The 17,828-nt window shown below is 32.4% G+C and carries 17 protein-coding genes; 6 read left to right on the forward strand and 11 right to left on the reverse strand.

Annotation, left to right across the window (positions count from 1 at the left end):
- Window positions 1–832: 832 nt before the first annotated feature.
- Window positions 833–2,077 (reverse strand): replication initiation protein, encoded by a 1,245-nt coding sequence (locus J2S17_RS26070; protein WP_370875130.1) that lies wholly within the window; start codon window positions 2,075–2,077, stop codon window positions 833–835.
- Between the two features lie 778 nt (window positions 2,078–2,855).
- Here J2S17_RS26070 and J2S17_RS26075 point away from each other — a divergent pair.
- Both J2S17_RS26075 and J2S17_RS26080 read left to right on the forward strand, forming a co-directional pair.
- Window positions 2,856–3,137: a hypothetical protein gene (locus tag J2S17_RS26075; protein WP_307479638.1), complete on the forward strand. Its 282-nt coding sequence runs from the start codon at window positions 2,856–2,858 to the stop codon at window positions 3,135–3,137.
- 78 nt (window positions 3,138–3,215) lie between these two features.
- Complete coding sequence (locus J2S17_RS26080) at window positions 3,216–3,344, forward strand: hypothetical protein (protein WP_307479641.1); 129 nt, start codon at window positions 3,216–3,218, stop codon at window positions 3,342–3,344.
- Window positions 3,345–3,619: 275 nt separating this feature from the next.
- On the opposite strand, the gene J2S17_RS26085 is transcribed toward J2S17_RS26080, so the two are convergent.
- Window positions 3,620–4,672: a HEPN domain-containing protein gene (locus tag J2S17_RS26085; protein WP_307479644.1), complete on the reverse strand. Its 1,053-nt coding sequence runs from the start codon at window positions 4,670–4,672 to the stop codon at window positions 3,620–3,622.
- 754 nt (window positions 4,673–5,426) lie between these two features.
- Between J2S17_RS26085 and J2S17_RS26090 the strand changes: the two genes are divergently transcribed.
- The gene (locus J2S17_RS26090; protein ID WP_307479648.1) at window positions 5,427–6,047 is read left to right on the forward strand and encodes a hypothetical protein; all 621 of its coding nucleotides are present in this window, start codon (window positions 5,427–5,429) and stop codon (window positions 6,045–6,047) included.
- A 52-nt stretch (window positions 6,048–6,099) separates the two neighbouring features.
- Here J2S17_RS26090 and J2S17_RS26095 read toward each other — a convergent pair whose 3' ends face one another.
- The 4 genes from J2S17_RS26095 to J2S17_RS26110 all read right to left on the reverse strand — a co-directional run bounded on the left by J2S17_RS26095 (window position 6,100) and on the right by J2S17_RS26110 (window position 7,987).
- Complete coding sequence (locus J2S17_RS26095) at window positions 6,100–6,924, reverse strand: ATP-dependent DNA ligase (protein ID WP_307479650.1); 825 nt, start codon at window positions 6,922–6,924, stop codon at window positions 6,100–6,102.
- 97 nt (window positions 6,925–7,021) lie between these two features.
- On the reverse strand, window positions 7,022–7,384 hold the full coding sequence (locus tag J2S17_RS26100; protein ID WP_307479653.1) for a YhjD family protein: 363 nt from the start codon (window positions 7,382–7,384) through the stop codon (window positions 7,022–7,024).
- Window position 7,385: 1 nt separating this feature from the next.
- Entirely contained in the window at window positions 7,386–7,715 is a 330-nt protein-coding gene (locus tag J2S17_RS26105; RefSeq protein ID WP_307479656.1) for a YolD-like family protein, read from the reverse strand.
- Window positions 7,716–7,825: 110 nt separating this feature from the next.
- Window positions 7,826–7,987, reverse strand: a complete 162-nt coding sequence (locus tag J2S17_RS26110; protein WP_370875132.1) for a thermonuclease family protein — start codon at window positions 7,985–7,987, stop codon at window positions 7,826–7,828.
- Window positions 7,988–8,574: 587 nt separating this feature from the next.
- Here J2S17_RS26110 and J2S17_RS26115 point away from each other — a divergent pair.
- A complete protein-coding gene (locus tag J2S17_RS26115; protein ID WP_307479659.1) occupies window positions 8,575–9,513 on the forward strand; it encodes a DNA/RNA non-specific endonuclease in 939 nt (312 codons plus the stop codon).
- A gap of 518 nt (window positions 9,514–10,031) precedes the next feature.
- Here the strand turns inward: J2S17_RS26115 and J2S17_RS26120 are convergent.
- The 3 genes from J2S17_RS26120 to J2S17_RS26130 form a co-directional block, all read right to left on the reverse strand.
- Window positions 10,032–10,919, reverse strand: coding sequence for a hypothetical protein (locus J2S17_RS26120; RefSeq protein WP_307479661.1), 888 nt, complete (start codon window positions 10,917–10,919; stop codon window positions 10,032–10,034).
- 177 nt (window positions 10,920–11,096) lie between these two features.
- Window positions 11,097–11,561 (reverse strand): hypothetical protein, encoded by a 465-nt coding sequence (locus tag J2S17_RS26125; RefSeq protein ID WP_307479663.1) that lies wholly within the window; start codon window positions 11,559–11,561, stop codon window positions 11,097–11,099.
- A gap of 111 nt (window positions 11,562–11,672) precedes the next feature.
- The gene (locus J2S17_RS26130) at window positions 11,673–13,196 is read right to left on the reverse strand and encodes an NlpC/P60 family protein (RefSeq protein ID WP_307479665.1); all 1,524 of its coding nucleotides are present in this window, start codon (window positions 13,194–13,196) and stop codon (window positions 11,673–11,675) included.
- Window positions 13,197–13,432: 236 nt separating this feature from the next.
- Here J2S17_RS26130 and J2S17_RS26135 point away from each other — a divergent pair, with 236 nt between their 5' ends.
- Both J2S17_RS26135 and J2S17_RS26140 read left to right on the forward strand, forming a co-directional pair.
- Window positions 13,433–14,605 carry a hypothetical protein gene (locus J2S17_RS26135; RefSeq protein ID WP_307479667.1) on the forward strand — a complete coding sequence of 391 codons (1,173 nt, stop codon included), beginning with the start codon at window positions 13,433–13,435 and terminating at the stop codon, window positions 14,603–14,605.
- Between the two features lies 1 nt (window position 14,606).
- Window positions 14,607–15,155: a hypothetical protein gene (locus J2S17_RS26140; RefSeq protein WP_307479669.1), complete on the forward strand. Its 549-nt coding sequence runs from the start codon at window positions 14,607–14,609 to the stop codon at window positions 15,153–15,155.
- 55 nt (window positions 15,156–15,210) lie between these two features.
- On the opposite strand, the gene J2S17_RS26145 is transcribed toward J2S17_RS26140, so the two are convergent.
- Window positions 15,211–15,858 carry a hypothetical protein gene (locus J2S17_RS26145; protein ID WP_307479670.1) on the reverse strand — a complete coding sequence of 216 codons (648 nt, stop codon included), beginning with the start codon at window positions 15,856–15,858 and terminating at the stop codon, window positions 15,211–15,213.
- Between the two features lie 13 nt (window positions 15,859–15,871).
- Window positions 15,872–17,824 carry a peptidoglycan DD-metalloendopeptidase family protein gene (locus J2S17_RS26150; RefSeq protein ID WP_307479674.1) on the reverse strand — a complete coding sequence of 651 codons (1,953 nt, stop codon included), beginning with the start codon at window positions 17,822–17,824 and terminating at the stop codon, window positions 15,872–15,874.
- Window positions 17,825–17,828: the final 4 nt, after the last annotated feature.

The raw sequence follows: 17,828 nt of genomic DNA on the forward strand, positions 1-17,828 counted from the left end.
ATACGAATTCATGGGACACTTGGTTATGTAAGTCCAATTGATTATAAACTTGAACACCTTAAAAAAGTTGTCTAGTTTAGTGTTGACATACCAGGCAGTAATTGTAGGTTTGAAAGAAAGTCGCGATGTTTTAAAAAAAGTTTAACCGTTTTAGAGGGGATTTTTAAAGAAAACATTGTTGTAGCAAGTTTCAACTTTTGATCGAACTTTTTTATAAAAATTGTACACTAATTCACAATGATTACTCTGTATTTGATCAAACTTTTTTCAAAATAAATTCTTTTTGGTTCTCACTAAATAAGGATTTTCAAAACATTTCTAATCAATCTTTATTCAAAAGCTACACTTGCAACTAAAAAAGGTAATCCGTATCTTATGGATAACCTTTTAATTTTAATACTACCGTACTGTTTACTGAAAAGTGTTTACTACACCAACTCGGTCATTCTTTGATGGACAACCATATTTAATAGTTTTTCTGAATCGGTAGATTTTTGACCTCATGACAGCTATACATTCACTAATTGAAGAAAAAATACTGTTTTAAAATAAAAAATCTTCAAAATGAGAATTTTAACCACAAAAAAAGACCTTTCCCTCATCGGAAAAGTACCATTTTGCTTATCATCAAATAATCACTCGAAAGTAATTTAGGAGATACGTCTGATGTTCCTCTCTTTACATTAATACGAGTAGAGTGGAACAGCGACAGACCGCAGAATTATTAGATTAGAGAAGGCAATCGACTTCTACAAATTAAGATACACCTCTATAATAAAATCCCTTCATTATCAGAAGGGATTTTATTTCTTGTGAACCGTTTTTGTTATATTTAATTCCTTTGTCTCAATTGATCCAACATTTTCTTCATTTCTTCTACTTTATGTTGGTGATCTAAAGAAGTGTCCTCTTTTTGTTGTGCGGCCACACCAAGCATTTCGTAGAGCTCTTCTTTTACCCCGTCAAACATTTCCTTAGCTTCTCCAGAATCTACATCAAATTCTGCTTGTATTTCCTCTATAGCTTTATCATTAATGAACCAATCAGGCATAACCTCTTTTGATTTACGAAAGTATGACATCAAGAAAGGTAATACTGGATCTTCCTCTAACGATGAAGCAGCTTGTTTTTGGGAAATAGAAACAGTCCCAAGTACTTTAGTTATGTATCCGATAGGATTTTCAATATCTGTTCGATGCTGTATTTGTTCCATAACTTGTACTATGTTTTCAAATCCAAACTTCTCCCAAGAATCGATAACTTCGTCTGTAATCCTTACTCCCATCATTAAACCCATTTTCTTTATTGATACTGAATGGGAATTATGTTTTCTGAATTCCTCTAGGTTATCTTCAAAAAGACTCAATTGCTTTGGTTTATTCTTAACCGCTTGGATGATAAACTTGACCTTCGTTACTCTGCGGCCAGACTTTATTTCTTCTATCATAAAAGATATATCCGTTTGTTTTTTTAGTTCGCGCTGCGCTGGTATCAATACTCTTTGTTTAAAGTTTCCATATGCAGGATAGATATCCTCAGCCCCAAGCATCTTTCTTAATTCACCTAACGAGAATGTTCGCTCCTGAATTTTCTCATATTGTTTAAGTAGCTCGTAAATTCGAATGGCATAAGAGCTTTTTAGTTTCACGACATTTTCTAGTTTATAGCTTGTAAACTCTCTCTTTAACTCTAACAAATACGGTCTCAAGAAAGGGTCAAAACGAATGTCTATTGTCCCTTCTGTTTCGTTATAGGCCACATAACTTAACCAGGCAACTTGAATAACCTTTTTATCTATTCTCACCTCAAAAACCTTTTGCATTAATTCTTTGGTGGTTTGTCGTAAATCAGAGTATTTTGGAGATCCCTTTAAACCTAAAAGCTTAGTAAACTCTTTAATAGGTAGCGTATACGTTTTAAAATCGGAATCGGACGGATGGATATTGCTAGCCAAACAGAGGATTATTTTTTGTTCGATTACACCCAATTTATAGTTAGCCTCTATTAGCATATTTGATTTGGTAACTAGCTTATGACCACTTGGTTCAACTAATTCAGTTTCTAACAAAAGAGTCACTCCTCCCTATTAAGACTAATTATGACAAATTCTGAATTATAACAAAAGACTTTTCTTGTTACTTTTGTATGTTTTTTTATTTCAAGAGTAAATTCTAATGTACATGAAACCGAAAATGTTATAACTCAAACCGTTTTTGTTATAGTTAGGCGAATCCTTAATAAAACATATATTAGGAAGTGAAACCGTTTTTGTTATATTTAAGACCATTTTTGTTATATTTATAGGAAATTTATATTAAACCGATTCTGTTATAGTTCAAACCGCTTTTGTTATAATGAAACCGTTTTTGTTATATGTCGAACCGTTCTTGTTATATTAAACAAACCGTTTTTGTTATATTTCAAACCATTAATGTTATAACTCAAACCGTTTTTGTTATGTTTAAGACCGTTCTTGTTATGTTTAATGCTCAAGCCCCTTGATATCACTGCGCTTAAGCTTGCCGAAAACAAGTAAAACAGGAGAAAACATTAAAATATTATAAGTAAAACATCAAAACAACCTGGCTGCTGTGAAATAACATATAACTATTTCAGCTAAATGAACGTTTACTATTGTGGCTTTGAAATAAAGTTGAACTGTTTATAAAAAAGTCGCACCGTTTTGAAAAAAGTTTAACCGTTTGCAAAAAAGATGAACCGAAATTTCCTATCTCTTTAAAGATTGCGAGATCACTTACTATTTTATAGGTGGTCTTTTAGTTTTTAGGAAAATAAAAAAGACATCAAATTATCCAAGAGAGTATAATGGTATGTATTAAAATAAGGAGTTAAAAATGAATCTATTAGAATTATTTCAAATGTGGGTAAATCATCCAAAAAAAGGAAGTGGTAGAAGGAATTTAGGCAATACCGATGAATGTTGGAAAAAGTTATTACAAGATATTCGTAATTGGGAGAACAGTGAAGATAAAAATGATAATGATTTTGCAAAATATCTACTGTATACAGGGAAAATAAGAAGAGTTCATTTAGACCTGGATAAAGTGAATTATAATAATCATTATGTTTCATGGACATCAACTGAAAATTTAGAAGATTTATATTGGTTCGATTAAACGTGTGATCATACAATAATTACAGCAGAAGCAACAAAAGATAATCCAGGAATTAGTGTTAAAGGATTTATAGAAGCTATGAAATGTGATTATAAAAATTTTGAATTAAACTCACCGGCTATCAGAGCAGAACAAGAAGTGATTTTTCTATTACAAGAAAAATCAATATTAAACATTGAAAAAATAAAAAAAAGAGATGAAAAATGACATTAAATCCCTAGGAATAGAGGATTTTTTGACGTTAAATAATAGTTCTAGTAACCACTTACTCTTTTGAATTGGTGGTTATTTTTATTATAGATGGAAAATATAACCCTTCATTCAAACTTACTTATGATATTGCGAAGGTTTAAAGTACCTATTGAAGTTCTGTTTTGGTTTGAAGAAATAGGTTGGGTATAAGAAAACAGTTAAAATAGATATGTTCATGAGTTTTGATTGTTTAAATAAAAAAGCAATCCTTTTTGAGGATTGCAATAAATTTAAAGAATATCTGTAACACCACTCTCAAGTTTCTCTCTTACATCTGAATAAAATTTAGTGTAATCCGTTTCCCTTATTGCTAGAATAGCAAGTTGTGTAGTCGTGTTTAGAGGCTTCTCTTCATCTAGAAAACTAATCATTTGCCTATTATTTTTTACTTCATTGTACATTGATACAAACCAATAATTTAAGAGAATAACTCTCACGAATTCTTTAAGTTCCTCATATAAGGCGTATGTTATTCTATCTGTCCTTTGTCCGTGAATATACTTCGAACGTTCATCATACAATTTTTTTATTCTTGAATAGATTTCATCTTTCTTATCTTTATCAAAAATTAACTTACTTGTATAAGTTGAAACTTTTTCAACAATTTGCTCTTTGTCGCAATTAAATAACGATTCAAGTGATGCGAATAGACATAAAAGTTTTACTGGGATGTTATTAACAGAAAAAGATTGATTAAAATACTCTAGGGCACGACTATAATCTTTATTTGTACTCATCATTTCTGTCATTGAATCCCAACGTATATGAAGTCTTAGTCTATCAGATTGTAATTCCAAGTTATTTTTTGAAAACCTAGAAGTATGGTTCAATGGCGAGAAATCTTGCATAAAAAAGAACTTTTCTATAAATTCCATTTCTTCATCGTAAACCTCAAGTTTTATTACTGGGATAAAAATATCAAGGTTTGTTACCAATCTAAGTACTTTTTCAAGGTATAGGACTTTGTTAACTAATTCATTAAAGTTCTTTTCAACGTATTTTTTTATATGATATTTTGAAGCCCCATTCTTATTTGAAACCTCAATTTCAATTGGATTATCATTTTCAAAGTAACAATAATAATGGTTTTCATCGCCAACAAATTGCATACACCAAGAGAAGAGATTAGGATTTGCGAAATATGGATTAGCATTAAGTGCTTCTTCGTATTTCGTTAAGTCTATTTGTTTTTTTTTGAAAACGAACTCGTCCACACTATAATCGTTTTCCATGGGATGTAATCCGTATACTACTGCCTCATACTTCAATTTTAACTTTTTCATTTTTTCCCCTTTTTGATTTTATTTTACAGCAAGGGATATTAAAAGTGACCATTTAGTCTAACTTTTCTTAAAGTAAGCGTCAAATTCTTCCCACCTAGCTATAAATCTCCATCTTATGTCATAATCTCCTCAAGGAAATACATGAGGAGGTTTTTTAATGGAAAAAATGGATTTTCAAAAAGAATAGGAACTCCGAATAGACAACGGTTAGTTTTTGTTGTGGCATATGAAAGCACCTCCCTTAAATTGATACATTCATAGTACCAAGAGGCGCTGCGTGTTTATATGCGTTGTTTGATTGGGGGCTTACTTTTGATCAATCTTTTTTATAAAAACTAAATGCAGATTTCTAACAAAAGACTCCATTTTGATTAAACTTTTTTCAAAATGGAGTCTTCTTATTTACCATATAATATGGGTTTGTGGAGCTTTTTTGATTAAACTTTCTTTCAAATCAACAACTATAAAATAAATGTATTCGCTTTAATAATATTATTATTTTTTCTTGTTTTTTTTCTTGGTGGGCAAACCATACTTTTTTGCACTCTCAATAGACTTCTTAGCAATCCCTGCCGCCTCTTTATTTGTCATTTTTAATCCCATGCTCCACACTCCCTTTATTCGTTATCCATATAGTTAACGAATTTTCAGAATTTTATACATATACTTCCCCCCTCCCCCATATAGATAAAAATAAGATGGACAACGGGAATGTGTCCTAAAGTTAATGAGTGAAAAATGGAGGGGTTTCCAAGTGATTGAAGAGAAGAAAAGGAAGGTGCGCTCGGATAAGAAAAGAGATGTCAAACCAACTGTTAATCAACAATTACATGAGTGTATTTATAGGCTCTCTTATATAACCAATAACCCAGTAAAAGATGTTGGTGTTCATATTTGTTTGGCAGGCATTGAATCTAAGAAAGTAATAGAATTATTATCCAATAGTTTTAGACGTAATTATAGAATGGGTCAAACTGTATACTTTGGAGAGCTGGAACACGCGGGTATCCAAATACAAAAAGAAGGGATCAGAAAACGTTTAACCCTACGCTTTGTCCAGGCATCATATGATCAAATAGCAGATTTAGCTTATGCATTAGATGTCACTCCTTCCTCTGCTACTGCAATTTTATTGGATGCTGCTGTGAGAAATACTGAAGTGGTTAATGAGTATTTAAGGGAATATGTAGAAGAGAATTTAGATAAGAACCGAGTACGTGAATTAAAAGAAGTCTTACAATTTATCAATAAGAACAATCCTTATGATGAAGAAATAACATTAACCATGTTAGTAAGTTATTTGTTTGAGGATTTTATGGATAGCACGAGAAACATTTCAAAAGTGATTGGTGAATGGATTGATAAATATAAATAGGAGCTTCAAAACAGAAATAAACCTAGGACAAATTGAATTTGTCCTAGGTTTATTAGTTTTTTATCCAGTGTTCAAAAGAAGGAATTCTTAAATATCCTTTTCGGGTTAAATTTCTATATTTAACCTTCCCTTTTAACCTAGGCTCTAAAAATATGAAATCCTTGGTTTCTCTTATCGCATATTTTTTATATTCACTATATAGTATTTTCCGATCTTCTGGTTTCATGAATTCCATTATGCCAGCTGGTGATCCATCGTTAAAACTTAAAAAAACTCCGAAATTATTTTTTCTTAAGCCAGTCAAATAAACTTCATCATGCTGATAATTGATTACCTTCAGCCAGTTATATGAGCGTGATTTTGGTCGATAGATAGACGAAGCCTTTTTAAGTACGATGCCTTCAAGACCTTGTTCTTTTACTAAATTAAAATATTCTAGACCATGCCCAGCTAAATATTTCACTAGCACGATTTGATCATTTTGAGGAAGGAATTCTTCCAGCATCATCTTTCTTTCTATTAAGGTCCTAGACATAACATTTTTGTTTTTATAAAATAACACGTCGAACACACAATATTGAATTTTGTGATTTGAATGGTTTGATTGAAAACGCTCCATCATGGACTCAAAGCATGGGTGGCCCCTAGAATCTGTAACGATTATTTCCCCATCAAGAACAGTTCCATTTGGAATATCAATTGTTAGTAACTCTTTAAACTTATTACTTACAATATTTTTATGTCGGGTATACAGTTTAACCTCCCCATTACTTTTATAAAGGGTCAGTCTAATTCCATCAAGTTTTAGTTCTGAGAGATAGGTATCATCAGAAAAAGCTTCAGATGATTTCTGGAGCAACATTGGAGATATATACATAATAATCACCTAATATAATTCTAAAGTGTTCATCATGTGAAGTAATTAGTAGGATGATGGTATACAAGGTTGGTTATTCCAGTTGAGTGTTCCGATATTAAAAGTTGTATCGCTTATACAAATAATACTCTAGTAATTCATTAACTTTATTCCTTAACCGCGGATTAAAATAATTATGATCTTCTTCATAACCCTTATAAAAAAAAGTAAACGTTGTGAAATCTTTATCTCTTTTGGTTTCTTGAACCTTTATATTGCTACTCCTCATTCTATTTTTAACATCTCTGAGCTCTTTTCGCACATCTTGTAGAGTTTTTTCAATTAGATTTATGTACGGCCCCTTTAATTTAAATGGAGACTTTTCTATAATGTTCTTATCTTTTTCAAGGACTATGATCAACATGGGTAAATACATCGCCTGTTCAATCAAATCTCTATCTGTATCTGGGATCTTCGTCATGTTAAACCTTCTTTACATTAGAAATATTATCAATATTAATCCGCATCTTATACTCAGTTTTGTCTATTTCAATGTATTTCGTTAAATGATCTACTTTATTAACTGTCCCAACAATTTGCTCAAAATACCCATCTACCCAAGAAGTAATTTGTATTGGCAAAGTATAATGTAATGATTCCATAATTAGAAATCCTAACTGTTCCATTTCTTGTTCATCTAAAATAGGTTTTAATACTTTGTTGTCTTCCTCGTGAAAATTCTTTAGTAATGCCTGTTGTTCCACCATAAAAAACGCACCACTTCCATTTTTTAATACCACGTTTAGATTCATTTTTTATGCACCCCTTTAGAAAGATTATATTAGAACATACGTTTGTAATCAGGGTGTGAAAAAATACAAAAAAGAAAGCCCAGACTATATTAAGTCAGGACTACTTAAAGTTACTTGTTTGACCACATGCCAATTTCTTTAGTAACGGCAATATCCTCTAGCTCTTTATAATGGTTTAAATACTTCTTGTTTGGCTCATAGACAATCACCTTGGCCAACCCTTCTTTAATTAGTTCTTCATTTATCATGCGTCCATCTTGTAAGATTAATATGGATCACACATCCGCAACAGACATGTTTGTTCTTTTAACTTTTTTACCTACCATTTTTTATTTAATTCTTATTGTTTTTGCTATTTATTTTGTAATTAAAGTAGTTAAGTTCACGAAAGAAAAAACAAAATTAAACCGAGAGAGAAACGAAAAACTTACTGAAATTATTAGCATACTTAATCAAGATAAAAGCATTAAATAATATTAATTTTATTCAACAATAGGGCGCTTTTCCGTAGTAATAAAACATACTTTGTCACATCTAAAAATCAATCAGTGATATTCCACCATAAGCAATCACTGGCTAAATGTAAGATTGAAAATACGAAAATGATGAGGGTATACCCCCATCATTATGGAACTAAATGTAAACCGATGGATTTCATAGATTTACATTATTCGAGTTGCAATTTGAAACTGTACAAGCCTTTATTGAAATTTAATATTGCACACTTCGAACAAAGTATCTACTGTAATAAAGTTAATCTTGGAATATACTATTATCACTAGGTTAACAATGTTAATCTAAGTTAAATTCCGAGAATTTTAGAATGAACAGTATGAAACTATTATAGGAGAGTCCTAAAATGAAAAAGAAAATGAACTATTTAATCTTACTTTTAACGACCATCTTTATGGTTGGCTGTACTAACGTAGAAGATGCATCCATTACAGGTGTAGAAGCAGATCCACAAGAAGTAACCACAGTTGATACAAATAAAAATAACGAAAAAGAAGAATCTATCACTACGGTTGTTGATGAACCAGAAGTAGAGGAAGCACCAACCCAACCAAATAATGAACTGTTCTCAGGATACAAACTTATTGAAATTGATGGTGGTGATTTGTCTGGATATCGTGAACCTAACGTCGTCGTTGACATTGGTTATGGGGACCGTGAATATTGGGCATTTACTAATGAATACGGGCAACTAGTACGTGTAATTGCTGACGAAATCATTCTACAAGATGACAGTAACGAACCTGTATTATCGTCTGGCAGATACTATCCTGATGAGGCGAAGGTTCCTGGCGTCGAAAGTGACGTTTTAGATGAAGGACATATAATTGCTGATTCTCTCGGAGGGGTATCGAATGCTTATAATATTACCCCACAAGATAGTGCGCTCAACCGACACGGTGATCAAGCTTATATGGAAGACGTGATCCGTAAGGCAGGCGGAGCTACTAATTTTGAAGCAATTATCACATATCCAAATACGGAAACGCAGATTCCTTCAAGTTATCAGTATACCTATACTTTAATTGGTAACAAGATTGTTGATAAATTTGACAATGTGAACCCTGACGAAGTAAACTCATCACTCGGTTTAACTGGCAGTAAGCCTTCTGATTCAACTAGTTCAAACACAAACGGTGATATCTCTAGTGTTGATACAAACGGTAATGGACAGGTGACAATTAAAGAAGCAAAAGCAGCAGGTTTTAGTATGCCAATTACGAGTGATCATTGGTTATACCCATATATGAAGGATAATGATAACGACGGTATGGTTGGTGAGTAAACCCCTAGAACTTTGAGGGAAAATAAATGAACGAAAGAACAGTTTCCTCGTTGTACGATTTATAACAATTTGCGAGTGGATGTCTGTACAGGAACAACTGATGATAATGGTCATATCATCTATAAATGTTGTACGGTGAAAATATAATTATTTTTAACTAAGGGAAGGCTATAGTTAAATAACGCTCTTCAACTATAGAGCGCTTTTCTACAATAAGATTCCTTAATTTTCACCAATACCTAAGTATTTTAAAACGTCAAAAATCCCTGCTTTTATATTAAAAGCAGGGATTTACTTTTTATTCAAGTTAAAATAAAGAACTAAACTACATTAAGTAACTCCTTGTACTTATACGGTATTTTATTGGAATATTTACTCACAATATTAGTTATCATCGTTTGACCAATAATTCTTATTAGGTAAAACGAGCGAAATTGGAGAAAATGTATAAAGTAGGAAAAGTATTATAAACAAAGAATACTTAGTTTCTCAAGTATTTTCATTTTTATCAGACTGCATTAATAATCATCTTCAATTTCATACTTATCAAGATATTCTTGTTCTAACATGATTCCCATGATGTCTTTTGGCTCAATTTTTACTTTTGGATTTACATATGAAAATAGTTCATATACACCATATCTTAAAATATAGAGAGATTTTTGAATCAACCATCTTTTAACTTTTACTTCAATTACTTCATTTGGTAAATATTCTAGGTTGTCTTTAGTAATTCCGTAATAACTATCCTCATATTCAACCAAAAATGTCCAATATCTATAATAATTAAGGGGTTGCTTAAATTTAATAATAAAATGTTCTTTGTTCTTATGTTTAACCCAATCACTCTCAATTGTAGCATCTGTTAAAAATTGGGCTAAATCAAAGAGTATCTCAGGTCTATCTCTAGTATAGCCACCATATGAAACTATATTTGAATGGCATAGAAATCCATTGATTTGGAAATCTCCATAGAATTTATGTATTACACGGTTTCTATGCTCTTCTGCATCGGTCAAAGAAAAACCATCAGTTTTCTCACTAATATCAAGTTTGTTACCTTTATATAAAATGTATTTCTCCTTAATATTAATATGTATTTCTTTTTTACTTAAATAATCCTTTAATGGTGTTTCTTGTGAAACTGCATCCTGTAAATTAATAATTCCAACCTCTTTAATAGATATACATTTATCTATACTGGTAGTGCTATGCAGACTTACAAGTTCAACATCCTTTCCTAACAAATGATTATCTTCAATTTCGAATGATTCTAAAAAATCCTCTACATCTGTACTCTCAAGGTAAACAAAATCTAATATATTTTCTCTATCTTCCTCACGTAAGTTTAATAACTCTAATAGTGATTTTAATGTACTATCATAATCATTCATATCAAATATCAAAATTAAACACCTCCGAATAAATATTTTATTAAATAAGCATAGTTCCTCATTAATGTAGTAATTTATACTGGACTAGGAAACTGGAATCCGAGGCTTTTAAAATTAACTTATGATAGTAGATTCATAGGAATGTATGGATAAAATCTACTTAAATTTCCTTCAAGAGTACTTTAGATATTAAACATTGATAATATTATTTTCTGTATAACTATCATATAGATGATACCATTCAGTTTTGATACCTAACTTGTACTGAAACCTCTGATTATAATTAAGTGGTTTGTTTTCCATATTTTCAAGTAAATAGTTAAAAACAAAGAATTCGCTGAGATATTGAGCTAATCCAAAGTCTCCATGTGTTCTATCTTTATTTAGGGAATCAGGAATATTATGAAGCGAGTCTGATAAATGCCACATTACCGCAAAGTGGAAATTTAAAGAAGAAAGAACTCTCTGAAGCTCTTTAATTTCTGCGCTATATCTAATAAAACAGTAACTAATCGTTAATACCTGGTTAGCCATTTCTTTTAATTCTTTTTTCGAATAATCTTCTAGCTTCATTTGAATTGATTCATGTAAATTTGCATATTTATTAATTTCATGAAAAAAATATTGCATGTAATCATACTTGGGGCTTTCCATCAAAATATTCCTCCTTCTAATCTTTGGATTTTTAATTTTGAATAAAATATCTGTATCCTACCCTTATCTTCATTGTTTTTTAAAAATCGTATCTTTTATTTAGTAAGTGGTTCAATTCTTAATACGGACAACTCGCTGATTGAACTTTTCTTTCCAATAGCCTGAAGTCATAGTTTCAACTGCAACACCAGTTGAACTCTGGGCACCAATAAATTTATCGTTTCCAAGATAGATTCCTACATGTCCATCTTTTTTATAAGTGTCAAAGAATACTAAATCACCGGGCATCATTTCATTTACCGATACCTGGTACCCTAAAACTTTTAGTGTGTCTGTAGTTACACTAGTAAGCTCTCCAAGTTTAATCCCTGATTGGTTGAATACCCAATGAACAAAGCTGGAACAGTCAAAGCGTCCATTTGAAATATCTGATTGGTTTCTCCCTCCACCAAATATATAAACAGTGTTACCTATCCATTGTTGACCAATAGTTGTTACATCATTTGCTCCAGAGAGATTGGATGGAGCGGCTACCAACATTTCAGATGTTTGAATTACTTTATTGACGTACCAGTCTGCTCTGTTATAGTGCCATATGGCCTTGCTAGGGTCATTTAAGAAGTTGTGCTTATAAAGATATCTAGCAGCTGTTTCGATTGAATCTGCCAAGCTGAAGGGGTCAGCGACACCATCATTGTCAGCATCTACTCCAAACGATTCAAATGTAGCCGGCATAAACTGCATATGACCGAGAGCACCCATCGACGAAACCATTGATGGATGTGTTGAGAAGTTCGTTTCGATTGAATGAATAGCAGCAAGTATGTTCCAAGGAATACCGTACTTTTTTTCAGCTGTAAGATAAAAAGACATGTATTCTTCAGGTACTTGGGAACTCATTAATGGAGATGTAAATTCTATTGCATGCCTTTCTCTCTCCTCTTGATCTTTAAGCATCGACTTTTTTTGCTCCAAATGCCTAATTTCAGTAAGGTTTTGTTCTTCTTTATATTTCAGGTATGAAATCATTTCTTTTTTTTGTTTCTTTTGATTCTCAACAATATTGGAGATTTCATTTAATTCGTCTTCAATATTCTTTAAATGAGCTAGAGTTTTATCTAGTCCCACCTTTTTTTGTTGAATTAGTTTTTTATCTTCTCCTTGTTGATCCAGTAGTCCTTTGTCAGCTTTTGAGATGGTAACCATTGCCTCAACCCTAGAGAAAAAATCACTTAGTCCTGTAGAACCAAATAAGACATCCAAGTACCAAGGTTGATCTGATAACTCTTGTAAACTTTTTGCTCGTTCTTTCAGGACTTCATAACGCAACTCCATCCCTTGTTCGATTTTTAATATTTCATCTTGTAGTTCCTTAATTTCACCTTGGATCTGACTGATTCTACTATTAGTAATTGAATACTTATCTTCATTTTCTGCAATAGCCTCATCTAGCTTTGAAATTTGACTGTAGAGGTCGTATTGTTTATTGTTCATCTCTTCATTATCTTTTTCTAACTTACTTAAATCTTCCTGAACATTGGATATCTGATCTTGGATGCTATTAGTCTCTGCATAAACATTTGAGCACGAGATTGCAATAATAGAGCAGGTTAGTATTAAAGTCTTCTTTTTCAAGTTTGCTCTTCCCCCTTTTAAAAAAAAACCCCATTAGCCGCTTAGTTAAATACTAAACAGCCAATGGGGTTTACCCGTTAAATTTATGATCTTCTTTACGGTAATATTATACCATATTCATAATTCGATAATACTATATATCTATATTATGGAAGAATTTGTTTGACCAAATAGGACAATAGTGATAGAATTTTATCATATATAATATAACATTATTTTATAAAGGTGGTGGGAATATGTTAACTGATTTGTTATGGTTAGCTGAAGCAAAGATGCAATATCGACGACAAAAGTCATTAGGATTAGCCGGGTTTGTGGGTATCATATCTGTTATTTTCTTAGTATGGGAATGGAATGATTGGTTTTATCCGATATTTGATAAAATAGGCTTTGTTAGCTTTGCCGAACGCGTTGGTTTGGTTTCTGATTTGTCCGTTGTCACAGTACTAAATGTTGTATTAGTTATCTTTTATTTATGTTTGTTGTATGCAGCAATCTGCTTCATTGCTGTATTAATAGGATCAATTTTATTAATATTTATCACATCTAATGCGGGCGTAAATATGATATCCACATTATTAGTTCCATTCTTATTACCCTTATACTTTATTCAAAAGAATAAATATCATCGAAGAACTGTTGAAGGCGTATATAAAAAAGATAAAGAAAAAAGAAAGCTATTTTCGAACTATAAACACCTCGATACTCAAAATAGAAATTTGCACTTATACTTAGAACAAGAAAAAGAATTAGAAGGTACGGTAATAAACGAATTAACTATTACTCAAGCCGAATATAATTCCAATAGAGTTATGTCATCTATTATGAATAGTGATAACTGGTTATTAGCTTATAATAGACGAGATAAAAAGATATATGTTTTATTACCTAATCCCTTGCCAAGTTTCGGCTCTCAGGCATGGATTAAACATCCTAATCCTAAAGGAGTTTACAATTTTGAAGAGTACTTCACCTATCACTTTCTAGAAGGTACAGCTAGTTCTGAATATTATCTACCTACTCTAGAAACAGAGGTAATAATAAATGACGGAAAATTACAGTTAAAAGCTGTTGGGGAAATAACAAGCAGAAGCTTATGGGGTTTTGATTATTTTGAAGTAAAGTCTTCTGGGACACTAGAGTATTTTGATAGGTTACTCAAGGAAAGAAAAGACTTATATGAAGTTTTACTGCAAGCACATGTAGCTTATTATTTACTTCCTATTGCTTATAGAAGAACTAATCACTATGCTGCAGCTGCTTGCGAAGAATTTATCCAAGAATGTAAGCTAGTTCCTAATGGTGATAAGTATATTGAAGTATATTCAGAGGCAGTGAGGAAGGAAATTGAAGTCTTTGCTTATAGAAATCAAGAGTGGGCAATTAATTGGTTAGAAAAGGCGGAATGATATGAGTAGAGGTCAACAATTCTCTGATAAAGAATTATGGAAAATTGTAGAGTCTAATAAGAATGCATTGGGAAGTGTGGGAGGATGGGATGTATATGCTAAGGAACAGAAACTCCCTCGCGCTCAGACTATTATTAAAAGATTAGGTAAATGGAACGAAATAAAAGATAAGCTAGATATAAGAACTTACGATCAAAATAGACCATTAAAATATACTAAAGAAGAGCTAATCGAAATCCTTATACAACATAAACATTTTTTTAAAAATAGTTATCAATGGAATGTATATGCCAGTGAACATAACTTACCTACTTTCAAAGTATTTGAAACATATCTCGGTAAAGTTAAGATGGAAGAGATATTGGAGAAACCATTATCTATTGGAATGAATGAAATCGCAGATATGATAAAAACGCATTTTCCTAGTCAACCACCTACTTATGCAGAATGGAATGAGTTAGCCAAAGTGCAACCAGTTGTGTCTACATCTACTATTATTAGGTATTTCAATGGTTGGAATAATATGAAAGCACGTGTCTATAGGAAATAATTATCTAGGTAATAAAACCCTTGTTTTAAGAAGCACAACATAAAGAACAACTTCATTAAGGAAGTTGTTCTTTATGTTGTGCATTTTCTATTTCTTTAAGTATATCTGTAATAGGCGTATCAATTAAGAAGCTTTTTTCTCCGTGATTGATTGATTCAATCAATTTAATATCTACTTGAACCTCAGGCAGCCCTTGATAAAGAAAAATTAGATTGCCTTCGTTTGTTTCTTGATCATAGCTATCAAGCTTTAGTTGATACTGGATACTCTTAAGTGTATTCCCTCTTGAAAAATCGGAAATGACCTGTTTAAGAAATCGCTCTCGCTCAGTCAATTTACTGAAATGACCAAATGATTCTTGAATTGAATAAGTAGAAAACCCACTCAGAAATATCTCAATATCATTTTGTTCAATTCCTGTGAACAACAAATATATAGGATAATCTTTTGATTCAAATTCGTTTTTAGTGTGTGAATGAAATTCTTTAAATATCTCTTTATCATGCAAACCGGATAAAATATACTCTTCCATTTTTTCATCTTCAGTAATAGAATCTAATACTTGATGAGTAACATCTTTTTCTATAGTAACTGGAACTGTCACCTGCTTATTTTTTTCAACTACATGTAAATAAAAATATAAGCAAACCAGCGAAATGGAAATAAATGCAATAATTAATGTTCCTTTTACTTTTTTCTTCATATCTGTGAACCATTTATAATGGAACATAAAGAGCTGGATTTAAAGCTGTAGCCCGGCCGTTACGAGTTCCATTATGTAGCTCAAAATGAAGGTGTACTCCAGTAGAACTACCGCTAGTTCCCATAATTCCTAAAAACTGCCCTTGAACAACTTTTTGATTCAAAGTAATTCCCCCCACTTTTCTCATATGTGCATACACAGCTTCATACTCTCTTCCTCCTACATTATGTTTGATGTATACATGATTACCGAATCCCCCACCACAACGGTTACCAAAGCTTCCTTGAGGCGGGCAACCGGTCACTACTCTGGTCACTACACCGTCGGCAGCAGAAACTATTGAAGTATTAGGCGCTTTTGTAGCAATATCAATACCGTTATGAAATTGCTTTTGCCCTTGGATAACTCTCCATCCGTGTGTAGATGTAATAGTGCCAACAGTGGGTCTTATAAAAGAACCTGGATTGAGTTCACCAGTTCCCATATATTTTGCTGAATCCCTGAACTCTTGGGCTTTAGATTTTACTTTTGTCACGTACCAATCTGCCCTATTATAAGCAAATATTGCATTGTCTATATTCTTGCTAAAACCATTCCTATTTAATAATGAAGCAGCAGTAAAAATGGCATCTTTAATTTCCCAGGGGGAGGCAACTCCATTTTTATCGGCATCTACTCCTAAACCTCCATATTTCTTTATTTGGAGTGGGTTGTATTTAATGCTATCAGGGAGATTTACATATCCATTAGAACCTTTACAGCCGGGATAAGACCATCCTAACCATGTGCAAGGCATAAATTGGACATGGCCTTCTGCTCCGGCTGATGAAATCATGGTTGGGTGTGTAGAGAAACCAGTTTCTACAAAATGAATGGCTGCTATATAATACCAATCTACTTTATATACTTTCTCCGCTTCCAAATAATATTGCATATACTCTGCAGGGACACCCTCACCAGGTATTACTGTCCCATCATATCCCACCATACTGTTGTTTCCAGTAAGCCAAGCTTTATATGCTATATAGTTGCCTGTCGCTTCATATAGTGCCTCTACAAGTAATTTATCTTCTTGTCCATAATTAAATGGAGAATCGGATAACACTCGATTGAAATACGTATAATCCTCATTTTCTATTTTATCTTGAATATGTGTATTGGCTCTCGTTTTTGTTGTTACTACCCGTATAACCTCATATTCCTCAACCTCATCAGGAACCACAAAACCTTCTGAATCAATTTTGGGTCTTGTTTTTATCTCAGTCGTTTCTTTAACTGAAGTTTTCCAATCAGTCGTAAAAGGGGTTACAGTAGATGTCATTATTCTATCCCAAGCCTCAACGCTGGTTAACATGGTCACAGTATATGGTTTCTTTTCTTTATCAGTACTGCAATTCGTTTTCCCATCCGTAGTAACGCAAGTTTCGATGTTTGTCTCAATTGAACCTTCACTTTCTTCATAAGTGAAAACGGGCTTAAGTGTTTCTGCCATAATTGTGACCGCTTCTTTTGCTGATTTCCCATTGTTAGTAGATTCATAAAGTTGCAGAGCGGCTATGATCAACTCAGGAGGAACCCGATATGGAACTTGTTCAGGCTTTGACATATCTACAGTTTTTTCGGATTCTGCAATTATATGATTCTGAAGGTTTTTGCCAACCTTATTTAATCCACTATCGGTATCAGAGAAAATAAAAGTAACACTGAAATAGATGATAAAAATTGCCAGTAGAACTCCACCAATTATTAGAATGTAAGGGAGTCCTACTGTAGCAAGGAAGGAAAGTAATGCTTTAAAGGCACCCATAACAGCATTAAGGGTAATCTTCGCCGCAATTTTTGCACCTTTTTTAAGTAGCGCAGTTGCCTTGTTTCTTAGGGCCTTTTTTGCTTTGTTTTTTGCTTGTTGCTTTGCAACCTCTACTATGGCATTTTTATCTTCTTGTTGTTGTTGTTGTTGAGGCATTCAT

It is taken from the genome of Cytobacillus purgationiresistens (assembly GCF_030813235.1).
GTDB classification, from domain to species: Bacteria; Bacillota; Bacilli; order Bacillales; family Cytobacillaceae; genus Cytobacillus; species Cytobacillus purgationiresistens.